The following is an 18,531-nucleotide window of genomic DNA, read 5'->3' as shown; positions in this document are numbered from 1 at the left end:
AAGTCCATGATGATATTTTGAAAGTCCGAGAAATAATGAAAAAATAAAGTTGCACTTGTGCAATTTTATCCGAACAGTATTCATTCCATGCCACGAAAAATGCACTCTAATACTCGCCCAAAGTTTCTCTCTATCGCCAAGAATACGCTCAGCGCTGCTGTTGCCTCTGCGCTGATGCTCTCCAGTGCGCAAGCAGCAGGCTTGGGCAAGTTGACAGTACTTTCCGCTCTGGGCCAGCCCCTGAATGCGGAAATCGAGTTGACTGCAGTCACGCCTGATGAAGTAGGCAGCCTGGCCGCCAAGCTGGCCCCTGCCGAAGCATATAAACAGGCCAATATCGAATTCAATCCCGCTTTGTTGTCATTGCGCTTTGCCGTCGATCAGCGCGGCAGCCGCAATTTCATCCGCATTTCTTCGTCGCAGCCGGTGAATGAGCCATTTGTGGATATGCTGTTGGAACTCTCCAGCAGCAATGGCCGCATCGTGCGTGAATACACCTTCCTGCTGGATCCCGCCGACCTGAAGACCACGCAGAGCGCGCAAATCGCCTCCGGCGCGGATAAGGGTAAGAGCGCGGCCACCGCAGTGGCGGCGGCAAGTCCGGCCAGCACCGCCGCAGCGGCGGACAGCGGCAAGAAGCCCCTCGGCAAAGGTCGCGGCAAAGCAGTGAAACCGGCAGCGGAAAAAGCGCCTGAACAAGCTGCTGACAGCACAGCGGCCGCGCCAGCCAAGGAAGAAGGCAAGACAGCCGCCAAAACCGGCGACAACTACGAAGTGAAAAAGGGCGACACGCTGGGCAAGATTGCGCGTGAGTTGAAGCCCGAAGGGATTTCCCTGGATCAAATGCTGGCTGCGCTGTATCGCGCCAACACCAATGCCTTTGTCGGCAACAATATGAACCGTTTGCGTTCCGGCCAGATTTTGAATGTGCCAGACGCTGATGCAGCCAAAGCCATTCCGCAAGCCGAAGCGCGCAGTCTGGTGCTGGCGCAAGCCGATGATTTCAACAGCTATCGCAATAAACTCGCCGGCCAGGTCGAAGCGGCCCCGGCCAAAGGCGCGGATGTCAAGCAATCCGGCAGCGGCAAGATCGGCGCCAAGATTGAAGAACGTCCGACCGCCACCAGCGAAGCAGCCGACAAACTCAAATTGTCCAAGGCCGGCAAGCCGGCGGATGAGGACAAGATTGCGCAGAACAAGCAATTGGCAGAGGCTAAGGCGCGCGTCTCCGAGCTGGAAAAGAATATCGCCGAGTTGAATAAACTGGTGGAAGTGAAGAACAAGGCGCTGGCGGAACAAAGCAAGAAGCCGGAAGTCAAGCCTTCCGCTTCGGCCAAGGCCAGCGCCACGCCGACGCCGACGCCAAGCCCGACGCCGGCGGCCAAGCCAAGTCCGACGCCAACCCCGGCTCCCAGCCCGACGCCTGCCGTCAAGCCTGAGGTGAAGCAGGAAGTCAAGGCCGAAGTCAAGCCGGAAATCAAGCCTTCCGCCAGCGCTTCGGCGCTCGCCACGCCGACCCCGGCGGCGTCAGCTGCGGCCTCCGCTGCGGCATCCATGGCATCTGCCGCCGCCAGCGCGCCGGCGGATGCACAAGCCACACCGACACCCAGCGTCACGCCCAGCCCGGCGCCGATGAAGAAGAAAACCATTGTTCCGCCGCCGCCGCCTCCGCCGCCGGAACCGGGTTTCTTTGAGAGCCTGACTGATAATGCGCTGTTCTGGCCGGTGCTGGCTGCCGGCGGTCTGCTGGCCGGCGGTCTGGCCTTCCTGGGCATCCGTCGCCGTCGTGAAGCAGAACAATCCAAATTTGAATCCAGCATGCTGGGCGAGTCCAGCATGGTGGCCAATTCCATGTTCGGCCAGACCGGCGGACAGAGCGTGGACACCAATAACAGTGTGTTCAACTCGAATTTCGCGCCGTCCGCCAGCCAGCTCGACGCCAATGAAGTCGATCCGGTCGCAGAAGCGGATGTGTACATCGCCTATGGCCGCGATGTGCAAGCCGAGGAAATCCTCAAGGAAGCCCTGCGCTCGCAACCGGAACGCACTGCTGTCCGTCTGAAACTGCTGGAAATCTACGCCAGCCGCAAAGACACCCGCGCATTTGAAGTGCAGGCCGGCGAATTGTATTCGCTGACCCAGGGTGAGGGCGATGACTGGGCGCAAGCTGCTGCGCTGGGTCAATCGATTGATCCGAATAATCCGATGTACGCCACCGGCGATGCGCCAGCGGCCAAGCCCGACCCGATCCTGGCCTCGTCCACTGAGCCGCTGGAAGATCTGGATCCGGAAGCGCTGTTGGTCAGCACTCAGCAACCCGGCCCGGCCCCGGCTCCGGCCCCTGCGGCGGCGGCGGAAGATGATTTCAATTTTGATTTGCCTGAAGACGCAGCGGATCAACTGAGCGCCCTGGATCTGGATCTGGGCGCGCAGGCCCCGGCCCCGGCGCCAGCACCAACGGCTGCGCCGGCCCCGGCTGAAGAGGATGTGCTCGACTTTGATCTGGGCGGCTTGAATTTTGCGCCGCCGCCAGCCGCCGCCGCTGCCGCTCCGGTTGCAGCCCCGGCCATGCCGGATCTGTCTGCGGTGGATCTGGACTTCCCGACCGAGGCCCCGCAAGCAGTCGCAGCGCCGGCCCCGGCTGCAGAAGTGGACGATTTTGATTTTGGCGACTTCAATCTGGATGCGCCGGCGCCGGCCCCTGCACCGGCTCCGCTGGAAGACATGCAAGCCACCGCCAAATTTGACGCCGCTTCCATGGATCTGGATTTGCCGGATTTCGATGAGGACGCCACGATTATTGCGCACGCTCCGGCGGCCCCGGCTGCTGCGCCGCAACTCGACCCCTTGCCGGATCTCGGTCTCTCGCTCGATCTGCCGCAAGTGGATGCAGCTGCAGCGGATGTGCCTGAATTGGATCTGGCGGCGGAATTGGCTGCGGCAGAAGCCGGCATGAGCCTTGACAGTGTGCCGGATCTGGATTTTGGCGCTGAGCAGGAAACCATGCATGCGGCAGCGCCGGTCAGTGCGGATGATGCTGAATTGGCTGGCATGCTGGACGAACTGGCCAGCCTGGATGCGCCGCAAGCCGATGCCCCGCCGCCACTCGCTAATATGGAGACCGAGGAATTTGACCTGGGCGCGCTGGACCTTGATCTCAAGCAGGAAGATGCCCCGGCGGCATTGGACGATTTGAGCGCTGGCGACGGTGAAATGAGTTCTGCGCAAATGGAAATGGAAACCAAGCTGGATCTGGCGATTGCCTATCAGGAAATTGGCGACAAGGAAGGCGCACGCGAATTGATCGATGAAGTGATCAAGGGCGGTTCTCCGGAACAAGTCGAAAAAGCAAAGGCTATGCGCGCCAAATTGGCGTAAGAAGGCAGGGCAGGGCTTGCCCTGCCTGTTTTTGCAAGAAAAACAACGGGCGCATAGTCGCCCGTTTTCTTTGGTGAGAACAATGAATCAAGAAGCAGCGGCGATGCGCCGCATCGTGCTGGGCCTGCAATATGACGGCTCATCCTGGCAAGGCTATCAATCGCAGCCGCATCAAAATACAGTGCAGGATGTGCTGGAAGCGGCTTTAGCACAATTTTCCACACGCCAATTACATACCACCTGCGCCGGTCGCACGGATGCCGGGGTGCACGCGCTGCAGCAGGTGGTGCATTTTGATACGGATCTGGCGCGCAGCGATTACTCCTGGGTGAATGGGGTGAATGCGTTTTTGCCCAAGAGCATTGCGGTGCGCTGGGCCTGTGAAGTGCCGCTGGCGCTGGCGGACGGGCGCGAATTCCATGCACGCTTTGCCGCCACTTCGCGCACCTATCATTATTTACTGTTCAACAATAAAGTGCGCAGTCCGATTCTGGCCGGGCGCGCCGGCTGGGTGTTCCGCCCGCTTGATTTGCAGCGCATGCAAGAAGCCGCCGCCTGTTTATTGGGTACGCACGATTTTTCCGCATTCCGCGCCGCCGGTTGCCAAGCCAAAACGCCGGTCAAGGAAATGCATGAAGTGCGCATCCGCCAAATCGGCGATATGTTTGTCTTCACCTTGCGCGCCTCGGCCTTTTTGCATCATATGGTGCGCAATATCGTCGGCTCTTTGATTTATGTCGGCAGCGGCGCCAAACCGGCGCCCTGGCTGGGCGAGGTGTTGGCGGCGGGCGATCGCAGCCGCGCCGCGCCAACTTTCATGCCGGACGGACTGTATCTGGCGCAAATCAATTATGACCCGGCATGGGGCTTGCCGATGGAAGACTATGCCGAATTACCGTTTTTGCATGGAGTCGCGGGATGAAAACCAGAATCAAAATCTGCGGCCTGACCCGGGTGGAAGATGTATTGGCGGCGGTTGCCGCCGGCGCTGACGCCTTGGGTTTTGTGTTTTATGAAAAAAGTCCGCGTTATGTCAATCCGGAGCAGGCGCGCAGCTTGCTGCAAGCCGTTCCGCCCTTTGTGCAAACCGTGGGCTTATTCGTCAACGCCACGCCGGAGCAGGCCTGCGCGGTGCTGGCGCGCGCACCGGTTGGCATGTTGCAGCTGCATGGCGATGAAACGCCGCAGCAGGCGGCTGCGCTGGCGCAAGCGGCTGGCCGTCCCTTCATGCGCGCTTTTCGCGTGCGCCCAGACAATTCCGCGCATGATTTGCTACAATCAGAAACCGAGTTGAAAGCGGCCAGCCCCTGGTTCAGTGCGCTGCTGCTGGATACGCATACTGAATCCTATGGTGGCGCTGGAAAGGTTTTTGATTGGTCTATCATTCCAAAAGATCTCGCTCCTCGGGCCGTTTTGAGTGGTGGCTTGAGCGTGCAAAACGCAGCTGGCGCAGTCCGCACTGTGCGCCCGTTTGCGCTTGACGTCAGTTCCGGCGTCGAGGCGGCAAAGGGCATCAAAGACGCCGCATTAATGCAGGAATTTATTGCCTGCGCGCGGCAAGCAATTTGAGCCAAGGCCGGGCTGATCGCCTGGCGCCTCACAGGAAGACATCATGACTGATAAAAACATGGCGGCAGGCTCCGCACCGCTGCATAACAATCCACACTGGAATCTGCCTGACGCACGTGGCCATTTCGGCCAATTTGGCGGCAGCTTCGTTTCTGAAACCCTGACTTACGCCTTGCAGGAATTGCGCGATGCGTATGCGCATTTCGCGCAAGATCCTGAATTTCTGGCTGAATTCCGTTACGAGTTAAAGCATTTTGTGGGCCGGCCCTCGCCGATTTACCATGCCCGCCGTTGGTCTGAGCTGGCCGGCGGTGCGCAAATCTATTTCAAGCGCGAAGATTTGAACCACACCGGCGCGCACAAAATCAATAATGTGATCGGCCAGGCTTTGTTGGCCAAGCGTATGGGCAAACCACGCGTGATTGCGGAAACCGGCGCCGGCCAGCATGGCGTGGCCACCGCCACCATTTGCGCCCGCTTTGGTTTGCAATGCGTGGTGTATATGGGCAGCGAAGACGTCAAGCGGCAGGCGCAAAATGTGTATCGCATGAAATTGTTGGGCGCTGAAGTGGTTCCGGTGGAATCAGGTTCAAAAACCTTGAAAGACGCCTTGAACGAAGCCATGCGCGATTGGGTGACGAATGTGGAAAACACGTTCTACATCATCGGCACGGTGGCAGGCCCCCATCCCTATCCGAAGATGGTGCGCGATTTTCAATCAGTGATCGGCGAGGAATGCCTGCAGCAGATGCCGGAAGTCGCCGGACGCCAGCCGGATTATGTGCTGGCCTGCGTTGGCGGCGGCTCCAACGCGATGGGGATTTTCTATCCGTATATCGAGAGCGGCGCGCAATTGATCGGGGTGGAAGCGGCTGGCGATGGCATACAAAGCGGTCGCCATGCGGCCTCGTTGAGCGCCGGCACGCCCGGTGTGTTACACGGCAACCGCACCTATTTATTGCAAGACGAAAACGGGCAGGTGATTGAAACCCATTCGGTCTCCGCCGGCCTGGATTATCCGGGTGTGGGGCCGGAGCACGCCTGGCTCAAAGACAGCGGGCGCGCGCAGTATGTCGGCATCACCGATGAAGAAGCCTTGGCCGCCTTCCATGACTGCTGCCGGATTGAAGGCATTATTCCCGCGCTTGAATCCAGCCATGCGCTGGCGTATGCCGCCAAGCTGGCGCGCACCTTGCCGCGCGAGAAAGTGATTCTGGTCTGCCTGTCCGGGCGCGGCGATAAAGATATGCATACCGTGGCTGCGCGCGCCGGTTTGAATTTCGCTTGAAAGGGGCCGACATGTCACGCATACAAGCATGTTTTGCAAATTTGCAGGCGCAGGGTAAAAAAGCCTTGATTCCATTTATCACCGCCGGCGATCCCGCGCCGGAATTGACCTTGGATCTGATGCATGCCCTGGTGGCGGGCGGGGCGGATATCATTGAGCTGGGGGTGCCGTTTTCCGACCCGATGGCCGATGGCCCGGTGATTCAGCGCGCCTCAGAGCGCGCCCTGGCCAAAGGCGTCAGTCTGCGCCAGGTGCTGCAGATGGTGCAGCAATTCCGCGCGCAGAATCAAAGCACGCCGGTGGTTTTGATGGGCTACGCCAACCCGATTGAGCGCATGGGCGTGGCGCCATTCGTGGCGGCTGCCGCGCAAGCCGGGGTGGATGGCGTGCTGGTGGTGGATTATCCGCCGGAAGAGTGCGAAGAATTCACTGCCGCCATGCGCGAAAAAGGGCTGGACGCAGTGTTTTTGCTGGCCCCGACTTCAAGCGATGAGCGCATCGCCCAGGTGGCTGAACACGGCGCCGGCTATGTGTATTATGTGTCGCTGACCGGGGTCACCGGTTCGCGCGCCTTGAACACTGAGGCGGTGGCGGCCATGCTGCCGCGCATCCGCGCCCACGTTAAAGTGCCGATCGGCGTCGGTTTCGGTATTCGCGATGCGGCTTCCGCGCGTGCCGTGGCGCAAGTCGCCGACGCGGTGGTGATCGGCAGCCGTATTATTGAATTGCTGGAGCAGGCCCAGGCCGGCGCACATGCCGCTACAGTGCGTGAATTTATTGCAGGCATTCGTCAGGCAATTGACGAATAAGCATGAATGGCGGAAATGTCAAGGCATTTCTTGAATTTTTGAATCAAGATTCGACATTTCCGCCACAAACCGCTACACTTGCGCCATTCGGGGCGAACGCCCTGCCGTAACAGGAGAAAAGATGAGCTGGTTAGAAAAACTGTTGCCGCCGCGCATTCAGCGCAGCGACTCGGGCAACCGCAAATCGGTGCCGGAAGGCTTGTGGGTCAAGTGTCCCTCATGTGAAGCAGTGTTGTACCGCACCGACCTGGAATCAAATCTGCATGTTTGTCCCAAATGCGATCACCATATGCGCATCCGCGCGCGCGAGCGGCTTGACGCCTTGCTCGACGCTGAAGGGCGTTATGAAATCGGCCAGGAAATCCTGCCGGTTGACACCCTGAAATTCAAAGACAGCAAAAAATACCCCGACCGCTTGAAAGACGCGCTCGAAGCCACCGGCGAAACCGACGCCCTGGTGGTGATGGGCGGCGCGATCATGGCTTTGCCGGTGGTGGTGTCCTGCTTTGAATTTGAATTCATGGGCGGCTCCATGGGCTCGGTGGTGGGTGAGCGCTTTGTGCGCGGCGCGCAAGTCGCGCTGGAGCAAAAAGTGCCTTTCATTTGCATTACCGCCACCGGCGGCGCGCGCATGCAAGAAGGCTTGCTCTCGCTTATGCAAATGGCGAAAACCACCGCCATGCTGACCAAGTTGTCAGAAAAGAAGCTGCCCTTTATCAGCATTCTGACCGACCCGACCATGGGCGGGGTGTCCGCTTCCTTCGCCTTTATGGGCGATGTGGTGATTGCCGAACCCAAGGCCCTGATCGGTTTTGCCGGCCCGCGCGTGATCGAAAACACAGTGCGCGAAAAATTGCCGGAAGGTTTCCAGCGCGCCGAATTCCTTTTGCAAAAGGGTGCGGTGGATATGATTGTTGACCGCCGCAAGATGCGTGAGGAAATCGCGCATCTGCTGGCCTTGTTGCAAAACCAGCCGGTTGAAGCGCTTGCCGGTTGATTGATCTGTTTCCCAGGATGCGCTGCCGCGATAACGGCAGCGCATTTGTTTTTTACGCAAGAACATGAGCATGAGCCAAGACAGTCTGCCCAACAGCCCCGCATCCAGCCGCATTCCCGCCGACGCCAGCCTGGCGCAATGTCTGCAGATTTTGGAGGCGCGCCATCCTGAAAGCAAAATCGAGCTTGGTTTAACGCGCGTGGCGGCGGTGTACGCGAAATTGGGCGTGCAGTTCGCCTGCCCGGTGTTGATGGTGGCCGGCACCAATGGCAAGGGATCAACCTGCGCCATGCTGGAATCGATTTTGCGACAGGGCGGCTACCGCACCGGCTTGTATATCAAGCCGCACTTCCTCGAATTCACCGAACGTTGCCGCATCAATGCGCAGCAAGTTGATGATGAAACCATGCGCCAGGCGTTTTTGGCAGTGGAAGCGGCGCGCGGCGAGGTGTTTTTATCGTATTTTGAATTCACCACCCTGGCCATTCTGTGGATTTTGGCGCGCGCAGAACTGGATGCGGTGATTTTGGAAGTCGGCCTGGGCGGGCGCCTGGATGCGGTGAATGTGGTGGACGCTGATGTCTCCATCGTCACCTCGATTGATATTGATCACACCGCTTATCTGGGCGATACGCGCGAATTGATCGGTTTTGAGAAAGCCGGCATTTTCCGCGCCGCGCGCACCGCGATTTGCAGCGATCCGCAACCGCCGCAAAGCCTGATCGAGCATGCCCAGGCGATCGGGGCCGATTTATGGCTGTTCGGGCGCGACTTCAATTACAACGGCGATAAGCTGCAGTGGAATTACGCCGGGCGCAGCTTGCGCCGCAACAGCCTGGCCTATCCCGGCTTGCGCGGCGCCAATCAATTATTCAACGCCTGCGCCGCATTGGCGGCTTTGGAGGCATTGCGCACCCGTCTGCCTTTGGGCGCGCAGGACGTGCGCAATGGCCTGGCCATGGTTGAGCTGGCTGGCCGTTTCCAGGTTTTGCCAGGACGTCCGGTAGTGGTGCTGGATGTGGCGCACAATCCGCATGCCGCCGCCACATTGGCGCACAGCATGGATCAAATGGGCTTTTTCCGCTTCACCCATGCGGTGTTCGGGGCGATGGCCGATAAAGACATCGCCGGCATTTTCAAACAGATGCAAGGACGCGTCGATTACTGGCATCTGACCCCGCTGGACTATGCGCGCGCCGCCGGCACGCAGGATTTATTGGCGCATTTGCGCCAAACCGGTTGCGCGGCCCCGGAGCTGTCCGCCGCCGCGCTGCCGGAGCAACTGCCGGATTCTGCCGTGATCCGGCATGAGAATGCCGTATCCGCCTGGCGCACAGCGTGTGAACGGGCAGGGGAGAATGATAGAATAGTGGTCTTTGGGTCATTCCTGACCGTAGGCGCCGTCATGGCGGCGCGCCGGTCACCCCCTGCCTGAACACTATCCGAGAGTATCGACAGCATGGGCTTGTTATCACTGTTTGCCAGGCAAGAAGCCAAGCAAGAGCAGCGCGATTTCCACTCACGCGCGGAGGAAGATTCGGCCAGCTTCAAGCGCGATGCCGGCCGTCGCCGCGCCAACAGCGCCAGCCGCGATGGCGATGCCTTTGATCCGGTGTTGCCGGAAAAAAAACGTGCGCGCCGGCGCTTGATCGGCGCCATCGCCCTGGTTTTGGCGGTGGTGGTGGTTTTGCCCATGGTGCTCAAATCCGAACCCAAACCGCTGGCGTCAGATGTGGCGATCCAGATTCCTTCCCGCGATAAAGAGAGCGCCGCTGCCGCGCCCGCTGCAGCTTCATCCTCTGCTGCCTCATCCGCTGCGGCGGCTGCCGGCTCCGCCGCCGCAGTCGCCAGCGCCAGTTCCGCTTTGCCTGCTGCAACCGGGCCGCAGCTGGCGGCAGCCAGTCCGCCCCCGGCCACGGCGCCGCTCAAAACCCCGCCCAAAACGGTAAAAGCAGGCGAAAGCCTGGATGCGGATGAGGAAATAGTCGATCCGGCGGCGATGCGCAAGCCCAAACCGGAAGAAAAGACGCCTGCTCGCGACAAGACGCAGGAAAAACATACCGAGAAAAGCACTGACAAGGCGCGCATTGACAAGCCGGCTGCCGACAAGCCGCACGACAAAGCACACGATAAGGCCAGCGACAAAGCGCCTGAAAAAGGGCATGAGAAAGCGCAGAGCCAGGACAAACACGCGGAAAAAGCGCAGCACGAAAAAGCGCCGGAAAAAACTGCCGAAAAAGCGCCTGAGAAAGCGCTGGAAAAACCCGCCAAAAAAGCCGCGCGCGATGATGAGGCGGCGCGCGCGATGGCGATTCTGGAAGGGCGCGAAGAAGCTGCGCCGAAGGCGGAAGCCGCAGCCAAGCCGGAATCCAAACAACGCCACTTGCTGCAAGTGGCGGCCTTGAATTCAGCCGAAAAAGTTGCTGAGTTGCAGCAAAAACTCAGCGGGGCAGGGATTCGCAGCAGCGTGCAAAAAGTGCAGACTGCGAATGGTGAAACCAGCCGTATCCGGGTTGGGCCTTTCACCAGCCAGGAGGAGGCCGACCGTATGCGCGCCAAGCTGCGCGCGCTGGGGCTGGATGCGAAACGGGTGGATGTGGCGCAATGATGGCTGGCATGACGATCTTCGATTATCTGGTGTTGTTTATCATGATTTGTTCGGTCGTCATCAGCGTCATGCGCGGTTTGGCCAAGGAAGTGATTTCGGTGTGCGGCTGGGTGGCGGCCTTTGTGCTGGCCAACGCCTTTGCCGCCGGCTTTGCGGAGATGCTGCCGGACATGATTCCAGGCGCGATTTTGCGGCTGATTGCGGCGTTTGTGATTTTATTTATCAGCGTGCGTCTGCTGGCCTGGCTGCTGGGCCTGGCGGTGGAGTCGATGATTGAAGCGGGTGGCATGAAACCGGCAGACCGGTTTCTGGGCATGTTTTTCGGTGCGACCCGTGGTGTACTGATTGTGTTGACGGCAGTCATTCTGTTTGGCATGACTGCGGTTCCGAAACAGGATTTTTGGAAAAATGCGACCTTGAGTCCGCTGGCGGAATCCGCCGCGCTCGTGATGCTGCCATTTTTACCCGGCGATTTGACGCGCCATGTCCGATTTTAATTTGTTGAGGAGTCCACCATGTGTGGCATAGTCGGTGTAGTTTCACATAATCCAGTCAATCAACTCATCTATGACGCGCTCTTGTTGCTGCAGCATCGCGGGCAGGACGCTGCGGGCATCGCCACCAATCATGGCAATGCCTTTGCCATGCACAAGGCGAATGGTCTGGTGCGCGATGTCTTCCGCACCCGCAATATGCGCTCCCTGCTTGGCACATCCGGCATTGGCCATGTGCGCTATCCCACTGCCGGCACGCCGTCAGAAGAAGAAGCGCAGCCGTTTTACGTGAATGCGCCATTTGGCATCACCTTGGCGCATAACGGCAATCTGACCAACTGGGAGCAGTTAAAGCGCGAGATGTTCAAAATCGACCGCCGCCACATCAACACCGATTCTGATTCGGAAGTCTTGTTGAATGTGCTGGCGCACGAAATCCAGCAAGCCACCAGCGGCTACACGCCTGACCCTGCGGCCCTGTTCAAGGCGGTCAGTATTTTGCATCAGCGCGTCAAAGGCGCGTATGCGGCGGTGGCGCAAATCGCCGGCATGGGCTTGCTGGCCTTCCGCGACCCGCTTGGCATCCGTCCCCTGTGCCTGGGCATTCTGGAAACCGAGCACAGCATTGAATATATGGTGGCGAGTGAATCGGTGGCGCTGGATGGGGCCGGTTTCCGTTTCCTGCGCGATGTGCAGCCGGGCGAAGCGGTGTTTATTTCAAATGAGGGCAAGCTGTATTCCCAGCAATGTGCGGAAAACCCCAGCCTGAACCCCTGCGCCTTTGAATATGTGTATTTCGCGCGTCCCGATTCCGTGCTGGATGGCGCTTCGGTGTACGCCACGCGCTTGAAAATGGGTGAATTTCTGGCGCACAAGGTGAAGCAGGATTTGCGCGCCGGGGAAATTGATGTGGTGATGCCGATTCCGGATTCTTCCCGTCCCTCGGCCATGCAATTGGCGCAGGAATTGAATCTGGATTATCGCGAAGGGCTGATCAAAAACCGCTACATTGGCCGCACTTTCCTGATGCCGGGACAGGCGATTCGCAGAAAATCGGTGCGTCAGAAACTCAACACCATCAGCTCGGAATTCAAGGGCAAGAGCGTGTTGCTGGTGGATGATTCGGTGGTGCGCGGCACCACCAGCCGAGAGATCGTGCAAATGGCGCGCGAAGCCGGCGCACGCCGCGTGATCATCGCCTCTGCCGCGCCGCCGGTGCGCTACCCGAATGTGTACGGGATCGATATGCCGACCCGTGGCGAATTGATTGCGCATGGCCGCACTGAAGTTGAGATCGCAGCGGAAATCACCGCTGACGCGCTGGTGTATCAGGATATCGAAGCGTTGAAGCGTTCGATTTCCAGCGTCAATCCGGCGATTACCCGTTTTGACACCTCTTGCTTTGATGGCTCGTATGTCACCGGCGATGTGACGCGCGAATATCTGGACCGGCTGGAAGTGGCGCGCAAAAATCCGCCGCCGCAACTGGAAGATGCGGCCCGCTCGCAGCTGAATCTGAACCGCAATGGCAATGAATAAGCGATTGCACTTCCAATCAAAGCGCCGCTGAAAATTCTTGCCTGTGCAAAAAAGACTGAACAAAATCAGGAAATTTGCACAGGCAGGAAACCAAACCCAAATTTTCGCAACCAAGTGGGGAAATTTTGCCCCAAAGCCAAGTTTTTGCGCCAGAATACCGGGTTTGTCACCTGGCGCGCGCTGATTTCCCTGCGCCAGGCGACACTCCCCCTTTGGCAAGACAAGCAACAAGAGATAAAGCAACCACAAGGAATCCGCAAACCATGAAAACAGCACTGATGATCAAGACCGGCCTGCTGGCCATTGCTTGCGCCTTTGCCGCCCCGGCACAAGCACAAGCCGCCAAGACCCTGGTGTACTGCTCGGAAGGCAGCCCGGAAGGTTTCAATCCGCAGTATTACACCTCCGGCACCAATGCTGACGCCTCCTCAGTGCCGATGTATAACCGTCTGGTGCAGTTTGAATTGGGCACCACCAAGGTTGTGCCTGGTTTGGCGGAATCCTGGAGCGAATCCGAAGACGGCAAAACCTACACCTTCAAGCTGCGCAAAGGCGTGAAATTCCACAGCACCGCCAAATTCAAGCCCAGCCGCGATTTCAATGCCGATGACGTGCTGTTTTCCTACAATCGCATGGCTGACCCCAAGCATCCGCTGGGTAAGACCACCCCCGGCACCACCTATGCCTATTTTGAAGACATGGGCATGAACACGATCGTCGAGCGGCTTGAAAAAGTGGACGATTACACCGTGCGTTTTGTCTTAAAACAACCGAATGCCCCTTTCATCGCCAATATGGCAATGGATTTCGCCTCGATTCTGTCGGCGGAATACGCTGAGAAAATGAAAGCCGCCGGCACCCCTGAAGTGATCGACCGCGAACCGGTCGGCACTGGCCCCTTCCAATTTGTCTCGTATCAAAAAGATGCGGTGATCCGCTACAAGGCGTTTGACCAGCACTGGGCAGGCCGGCCAAAGATCGACAATCTGATTTACGCAATCGGCACCGACGCCTCTGTGCGTTACGCCAAGCTCAAGGCCGGCGAATGCCATGTGATGGCTCTGCCCAAGCCGGCTGATCTGGAGCAAATGAAAAAAGATCCGAACATCGTGCTGCAAACGCAACAGGGCATGAATGTCGGCTATATCGCTTTCAATACCGAGAAAAAACCGTTTGACAACAAGCTGGTGCGCCAAGCCTTGAATATGGCAGTGGACAAGCAAAGCATTTTGAAAGCGGTGTATCAGGGCGCAGGCCAAGCCGCCAAGAACCCGATTCCGCCCACCATGTGGTCGTATAACGACAAGGTCAAAGACTATCCGCTGGACATCGCCAAGGCCAAGGAATTGCTGGCCAAAGCCGGCTATCCGAACGGCTTGGAAGTCGAACTGTGGTATCTGCCGGTGACCCGTCCGCACAATCCGGACGGCAAGCGCATGGCTGAGCTGATCCAGGCTGACTGGGCCAAGATCGGCGTGAAAACCAAGCTGGTGACCTATGAATGGGGCGAGTACCTCAAGCGCGCCAAGAAGGGCGAACATCAAGTCGCGATGAGCGGCTGGTCGGGCGACAATGGCGATCCGGATAACTTCCTCGCCACCCTGCTGGGTTGCGACGCGGTGAAAGGCGGCGGCAACTATGCGCGCTGGTGTCATAAAGAATTTGATGATCTGATCACCAAAGCGGCCAAGACGCCGAAGCAGGCTGAGCGCACCCGTCTGTATGAAAAAGCGCAGGAAGTGGCGAAAGAAGAAGCGCCCTGGATCACAATCGCCCACTCGGTGCGTTTCACCCCGGTGCGTAAAAATGTGGTCGGCTTCAAGATGGACTCCACCGCCCACCACTACTTCCACCAAGTCGATTTGAAATAATCGTATCCTGGCTGCGGCGCGCCGTTTTGGCGCGCCGCTGTTTTTTCTGCGAGAAACGGGACAGTCCGTATGTTTGTTTTTTTGTTACGCCGGATCGGGGTGGTGATCCCGACATTTATCGGCATTACCTTAATGGTGTTCGCACTGATCCATATGATTCCGGGCAACGCGGTTGAAGCGTTATCCGGCGAGCGCGGTATGGACCCGGAACGCTATGCCCGCTTGATGCATGAGTTTGGCCTGGATCAACCCATGTATCAGCAATATCTGAATTACATCGGCAAAGTGGCGCGCGGCGATCTTGGCAACTCGATCTCCACCCATGAGCCGGTGATGAAAGAGTTTTTGAAACTGTTTCCAGCCACCCTGGAACTGTCATTGTGTGCGATCACCTTCGCGCTTTTGATCGGTTTGCCGGCGGGTATTCTGGCCGCCTTGAAACGCAATACCTTCTGGGATTATTCCGTGATGGGGGTCTCGCTGACCGGCTATTCGATGCCGATTTTCTGGTGGGCTTTACTGTTGATTCTGCTGTTTTCCGTGACGCTGGGCTGGACGCCGGTGTCAGGCCGCATCTCGATTTTGTACGACATCCCGCCGCAAACCGGCTTGATGTTGATTGACGCCTGGCGCTCTGACCAGGAAGGCGCGTTCAAATCGGCCTTGTCGCATTTGATTCTGCCCACCATCGCGCTGGGCACCATCCCGCTGGCGGTGATTGCGCGCATGACACGCTCGGCCATGCTGGAAGTGTTGCGCGAAGACTATGTGCGCACCGCGCGCGCCAAAGGCCTTTCGCGCGCCCGCGTGGTGTGGGTGCATGCGCTGCGCAACGCCTTGATTCCGGTGGTGACGATTATCGGCTTGCAAGTCGGCACCCTGCTGGCCGGCGCGATTTTGACGGAAACTATTTTCTCCTGGCCGGGCGTGGGGAAATGGCTGGTGGAGGCGATTCACCGGCGCGATTATCCGGTAGTGCAGGGCGGCATTTTGCTTTCCGCCACCTTGATCATTGTGGTCAATCTGGTGGTTGACATCCTGTACGGCATTATCAATCCTCGTATCCGGCATCACTCATGAGTACGCAAATCGACAATTCCCAGGCGGCAGCGCCTGTTCCCGCGCCACCGCATCCGCTGCGCGAATTCTGGAGTTACTTCAGCCAGAACCGTGGCGCCATCATTGGTTTGGCGGTGGTTACTTTGCTGGTGTTGTTGGCAGTGTTTGCCGACGTGCTGGCGCCACATTCGCCGATTGAACAATATCGTGATGCCACCTTGCGCCCGCCGGCCTGGGTGGAAGGCGGCAGCCGCGAATTTCTGCTCGGCACCGATCCGGTCGGGCGCGATATCCTGTCGCGCTTGATTCACGGCGCCCGTTTGTCCCTGTTCATCGGCTTTGTCTCGGTTTCGCTTTCGGTCTCGGTCGGCATCGTGCTGGGCCTGGTGGCCGGCTTTTACCGTGGCGTCACGGAAATCGCTATTTTGCGTTTGATGGACGTAATGCTGGCCCTGCCCAGTTTGTTGCTGGCGGTGGCGGTGGTGGCGATTTTAGGGCCGGGTCTGGCCAACACCATGTATGCGATTGCGATTGTGATGATGCCGCATTATGTGCGCTTGACGCGCGCAGCGGTGATTGCCGAACTTTCGCGCGACTATGTCAACGCCTCGCGCATCGCCGGCGCCGGCACGCTGCGCTTGATGTTCAATTGCGTGCTGCCGAACTGCTCCGCGCCGCTGATCGTGCAAGCCACGCTGGGCTTTTCCGCCGCGATTTTAGATGCTGCCGCACTGGGCTTTTTGGGCATGGGCGCACAGCCGCCGACACCGGAATGGGGCGCCATGCTGGCTTCCGCGCTGGAATTCATTCAAAGCGCCTGGTGGGTGGTGACTTTCCCCGGCCTGGCGATTTTGATCTCGGTGCTGGCGATCAATTTAATGGGCGACGGCTTGCGCGATGCGCTGGACCCGAAGTTAAAGCGCTGAAGCGGAGACAAAGATGGCATTGTTGGAAATTGAAAAACTGCGGGTCGAATTCGGCTCGCAAGCCAAACCTTTCACCGCCGTGGACAATCTGGATTTGCAGATTGCACCGGGCGAAGTGGTCGGCATCGTGGGTGAATCCGGTTCAGGCAAAAGCGTTACCTCGCTGGCCCTGATGGGCTTGATTGACTTCCCCGGCAGAGTGGCGGCGCAGCGCATGCGTTTTAATGGCCGCGATTTGCTGACGATGAAGGATAAAGAGCGGCGCGCCATGCTGGGCAAGGATATCGCGATGATTTTCCAAGACCCGATGACGAGTCTCAATCCTTGTTTCACGATTGCAGATCAATTGATCGAAACCCTGCGCGTGCATGAAGGCGGCAGCAAAAAAGCGCTGCGCGCGCGCGCCCTGGAATTGTTGAAAAAAGTGGATATCCCCGACGCCGAACGCCGGCTCGACGCTTATCCGCATCAACTCTCCGGCGGTATGAGTCAGCGCGTGATGGTGGCGATTGCAATCGCCTGCAATCCCAAACTCCTGATTGCGGATGAACCGACTACGGCGCTCGACGTGACAGTACAGGCGCAAATGCTGGAATTGCTGTTGCAATTGCAAAAAGAAACCAATATGGCGCTGATGCTGATCACCCACGACTTGAGCGTGGTGGCGCAAACCGCGCACCGGGTGGTGGTGATGTATGCCGGGCAAGTCTTGGAAACCGGGCGTGTGCCGGAAATTTTCAATACCCCGCGCCATCCCTATACCCAGGCGTTGCTGGCGGCCTTGCCGGAACACAATCTGGGCGCCGCACGCCTGCAAACCATTCCAGGCGTGGTGCCGGGCGCGTTTGACCGCCCTGGCGGCTGCCTGCTCAATCCGCGTTGCCGTTACGCTCAGCAGAGTTGCCGCGACAGCCGTCCTGCATTGACGCAGCTCACCGGCAAAGAGGGTGTGAGTGTGCGCTGCCATTTCCCCTTGAATGAAAGTGGCCAGCCGGTGCAACAGATGGGAGCGGCATGATGCAAGATAATGTGTTAATGGAAGCCAAAGACCTGGCGCGTCACTACAGCGTGGCGCAAGGCATGTTCAAGCCCAAAGCCACCGCGCGTGCGCTGGATGGGATATCTTTTCAACTGGTGGCTGGCCGCACGCTGGCGGTGGTGGGCGAGTCCGGTTGCGGCAAATCGACCCTGGCTCGCCAGATCACGATGATTGAAAAGCCGACTTCGGGCCAATTGTGGATGGACGGCGCTGATATTGCCCACGCCAGCAGCGCAGAATTAAAGCGTTTGCGGCCAATGGTGCAAATGGTGTTTCAAAATCCTTACGCCAGCTTGAATCCGCGTAAGAAAATCGGCGATATGCTGGAAGAACCGCTGTACATCAACACCAGTTTATCCAAACCGGAGCGGCGCGAAAAAGCGCTGGCCATGATGCATCAAGTTGGTTTGCGCCCCGAATTTTATGCACGCTATCCGCATATGTTCTCCGGCGGTCAGCGTCAGCGTGTGGCGATTGCGCGCGCCCTGATGACTGATCCGCGCGTGATTGTGGCCGATGAACCGGTCTCCGCGCTCGACGTCTCGATCCAGGCACAGGTCTTGAATCTCTTGATGGATTTGCAAGAGCAGCGCGGCGTGGCCTACCTCTTCATTTCGCATAATCTGGCGGTGGTTGAACACATCGCCAATGATGTGCTGGTGATGTATCTGGGCAAGGCGGTCGAGCATGGCAGCAAGGAGGAAGTGTTCCAGCGCCCCTTGCATCCCTATACACGGGCGCTGTTAGCCAGTACGCCGCGAATTGATCCGACACAACGCCAACAAAAGATTATCCTGAAAGGGGAATTGCCATCGCCCTTGCGGCCGCCGCCGGGGTGCGCCTTCAGTTCACGTTGCCCGCATGCCACTGAGGTCTGCCGCGCGCAGGCCCCGGCATTGCAAACGTTTGAGGGGCGCAAGGTGGCATGCCATCGGATTGCTGAAATCGCTTAAT

The 18,531-nt window shown here is 58.5% G+C and carries 15 protein-coding genes; all 15 read left to right on the top strand.

Annotated elements, in window-relative coordinates; translation table 11 throughout:
- Positions 1-201: 201 nt before the first annotated feature.
- The 15 genes from V8J88_RS10475 (at position 202) to V8J88_RS10405 (ending at position 18,530) form a co-directional block, all read left to right on the top strand.
- Entirely contained in the window at positions 202-3,378 is a 3,177-nt protein-coding gene (locus V8J88_RS10475) for a FimV/HubP family polar landmark protein (RefSeq protein WP_338849437.1), read from the top strand.
- Positions 3,379-3,460: 82 nt separating this feature from the next.
- Positions 3,461-4,300, top strand: coding sequence for a tRNA pseudouridine(38-40) synthase TruA (truA, locus tag V8J88_RS10470; RefSeq protein WP_338849436.1), 840 nt, complete (start codon positions 3,461-3,463; stop codon positions 4,298-4,300).
- The gene (locus tag V8J88_RS10465; protein ID WP_338849434.1) at positions 4,297-4,947 is read left to right on the top strand and encodes a phosphoribosylanthranilate isomerase; all 651 of its coding nucleotides are present in this window, start codon (positions 4,297-4,299) and stop codon (positions 4,945-4,947) included. The genes truA and V8J88_RS10465 overlap by 4 nt, the downstream gene beginning before the upstream one ends.
- 43 nt (positions 4,948-4,990) lie before the next feature.
- Positions 4,991-6,235, top strand: coding sequence for a tryptophan synthase subunit beta (trpB, locus tag V8J88_RS10460; RefSeq protein WP_338849432.1), 1,245 nt, complete (start codon positions 4,991-4,993; stop codon positions 6,233-6,235).
- Positions 6,236-6,246: 11 nt separating this feature from the next.
- A complete protein-coding gene (gene trpA / locus V8J88_RS10455; protein ID WP_338849430.1) occupies positions 6,247-7,044 on the top strand; it encodes a tryptophan synthase subunit alpha in 798 nt (265 codons plus the stop codon).
- 121 nt (positions 7,045-7,165) lie between these two features.
- The gene (accD, locus tag V8J88_RS10450) at positions 7,166-8,041 is read left to right on the top strand and encodes an acetyl-CoA carboxylase, carboxyltransferase subunit beta (protein WP_338849429.1); all 876 of its coding nucleotides are present in this window, start codon (positions 7,166-7,168) and stop codon (positions 8,039-8,041) included.
- 70 nt (positions 8,042-8,111) lie between these two features.
- Positions 8,112-9,476 (top strand): bifunctional tetrahydrofolate synthase/dihydrofolate synthase, encoded by a 1,365-nt coding sequence (gene folC / locus V8J88_RS10445; RefSeq protein WP_338849428.1) that lies wholly within the window; start codon positions 8,112-8,114, stop codon positions 9,474-9,476.
- 24 nt (positions 9,477-9,500) lie between these two features.
- The gene (locus V8J88_RS10440) at positions 9,501-10,649 is read left to right on the top strand and encodes an SPOR domain-containing protein (protein WP_338849427.1); all 1,149 of its coding nucleotides are present in this window, start codon (positions 9,501-9,503) and stop codon (positions 10,647-10,649) included.
- 8 nt (positions 10,650-10,657) lie between these two features.
- Positions 10,658-11,146 carry a CvpA family protein gene (locus tag V8J88_RS10435; protein WP_338849426.1) on the top strand — a complete coding sequence of 163 codons (489 nt, stop codon included), beginning with the start codon at positions 10,658-10,660 and terminating at the stop codon, positions 11,144-11,146.
- Positions 11,147-11,164: 18 nt separating this feature from the next.
- On the top strand, positions 11,165-12,682 hold the full coding sequence (gene purF / locus V8J88_RS10430; RefSeq protein WP_338849425.1) for an amidophosphoribosyltransferase: 1,518 nt from the start codon (positions 11,165-11,167) through the stop codon (positions 12,680-12,682).
- A gap of 263 nt (positions 12,683-12,945) precedes the next feature.
- Positions 12,946-14,553 carry an ABC transporter substrate-binding protein gene (locus V8J88_RS10425; protein ID WP_338849423.1) on the top strand — a complete coding sequence of 536 codons (1,608 nt, stop codon included), beginning with the start codon at positions 12,946-12,948 and terminating at the stop codon, positions 14,551-14,553.
- Between the two features lie 69 nt (positions 14,554-14,622).
- Positions 14,623-15,633, top strand: a complete 1,011-nt coding sequence (locus V8J88_RS10420) for an ABC transporter permease subunit (protein WP_338849422.1) — start codon at positions 14,623-14,625, stop codon at positions 15,631-15,633.
- Positions 15,630-16,538 (top strand): ABC transporter permease subunit, encoded by a 909-nt coding sequence (locus V8J88_RS10415; RefSeq protein ID WP_338849421.1) that lies wholly within the window; start codon positions 15,630-15,632, stop codon positions 16,536-16,538. Before V8J88_RS10420 ends, V8J88_RS10415 begins: the two co-directional genes overlap by 4 nt.
- A 13-nt stretch (positions 16,539-16,551) precedes the next feature.
- Positions 16,552-17,556: an oligopeptide/dipeptide ABC transporter ATP-binding protein gene (locus V8J88_RS10410; RefSeq protein WP_338849420.1), complete on the top strand. Its 1,005-nt coding sequence runs from the start codon at positions 16,552-16,554 to the stop codon at positions 17,554-17,556.
- On the top strand, positions 17,556-18,530 hold the full coding sequence (locus V8J88_RS10405; RefSeq protein ID WP_338849866.1) for a peptide ABC transporter ATP-binding protein: 975 nt from the start codon (positions 17,556-17,558) through the stop codon (positions 18,528-18,530). Before V8J88_RS10410 ends, V8J88_RS10405 begins: the two co-directional genes overlap by 1 nt.
- Position 18,531: the final 1 nt, after the last annotated feature.

This window comes from Massilia sp. W12, assembly GCF_037300705.1.
GTDB lineage: Bacteria > Pseudomonadota > Gammaproteobacteria > Burkholderiales > Burkholderiaceae_D > JACPVY01.
Note: the sequence above shows the minus strand (reverse complement) of the source record. Positions and strands in the feature narration are given on the sequence as shown.

What these genes read in the sequence shown, in the direction of transcription:
- truA (WP_338849436.1), top strand. Translation starts at nt 3,461, where the DNA reads ATGAATCAAGAAGCAGCGGCGATGCGCCGCATCGTGCTGGGCCTGCAA.
- V8J88_RS10465 (WP_338849434.1), top strand. Translation starts at nt 4,297, where the DNA reads ATGAAAACCAGAATCAAAATCTGCGGCCTGACCCGGGTGGAAGATGTA.
- trpB (WP_338849432.1), top strand. Translation starts at nt 4,991, where the DNA reads ATGACTGATAAAAACATGGCGGCAGGCTCCGCACCGCTGCATAACAAT.
- trpA (WP_338849430.1), top strand. Translation starts at nt 6,247, where the DNA reads ATGTCACGCATACAAGCATGTTTTGCAAATTTGCAGGCGCAGGGTAAA.
- accD (WP_338849429.1), top strand. Translation starts at nt 7,166, where the DNA reads ATGAGCTGGTTAGAAAAACTGTTGCCGCCGCGCATTCAGCGCAGCGAC.
- folC (WP_338849428.1), top strand. Translation starts at nt 8,112, where the DNA reads ATGAGCCAAGACAGTCTGCCCAACAGCCCCGCATCCAGCCGCATTCCC.
- V8J88_RS10440 (WP_338849427.1), top strand. Translation starts at nt 9,501, where the DNA reads ATGGGCTTGTTATCACTGTTTGCCAGGCAAGAAGCCAAGCAAGAGCAG.
- V8J88_RS10435 (WP_338849426.1), top strand. Translation starts at nt 10,658, where the DNA reads ATGACGATCTTCGATTATCTGGTGTTGTTTATCATGATTTGTTCGGTC.
- purF (WP_338849425.1), top strand. Translation starts at nt 11,165, where the DNA reads ATGTGTGGCATAGTCGGTGTAGTTTCACATAATCCAGTCAATCAACTC.
- V8J88_RS10425 (WP_338849423.1), top strand. Translation starts at nt 12,946, where the DNA reads ATGAAAACAGCACTGATGATCAAGACCGGCCTGCTGGCCATTGCTTGC.
- V8J88_RS10420 (WP_338849422.1), top strand. Translation starts at nt 14,623, where the DNA reads ATGTTTGTTTTTTTGTTACGCCGGATCGGGGTGGTGATCCCGACATTT.
- V8J88_RS10415 (WP_338849421.1), top strand. Translation starts at nt 15,630, where the DNA reads ATGAGTACGCAAATCGACAATTCCCAGGCGGCAGCGCCTGTTCCCGCG.
- V8J88_RS10410 (WP_338849420.1), top strand. Translation starts at nt 16,552, where the DNA reads ATGGCATTGTTGGAAATTGAAAAACTGCGGGTCGAATTCGGCTCGCAA.
- V8J88_RS10405 (WP_338849866.1), top strand. Translation starts at nt 17,556, where the DNA reads ATGCAAGATAATGTGTTAATGGAAGCCAAAGACCTGGCGCGTCACTAC.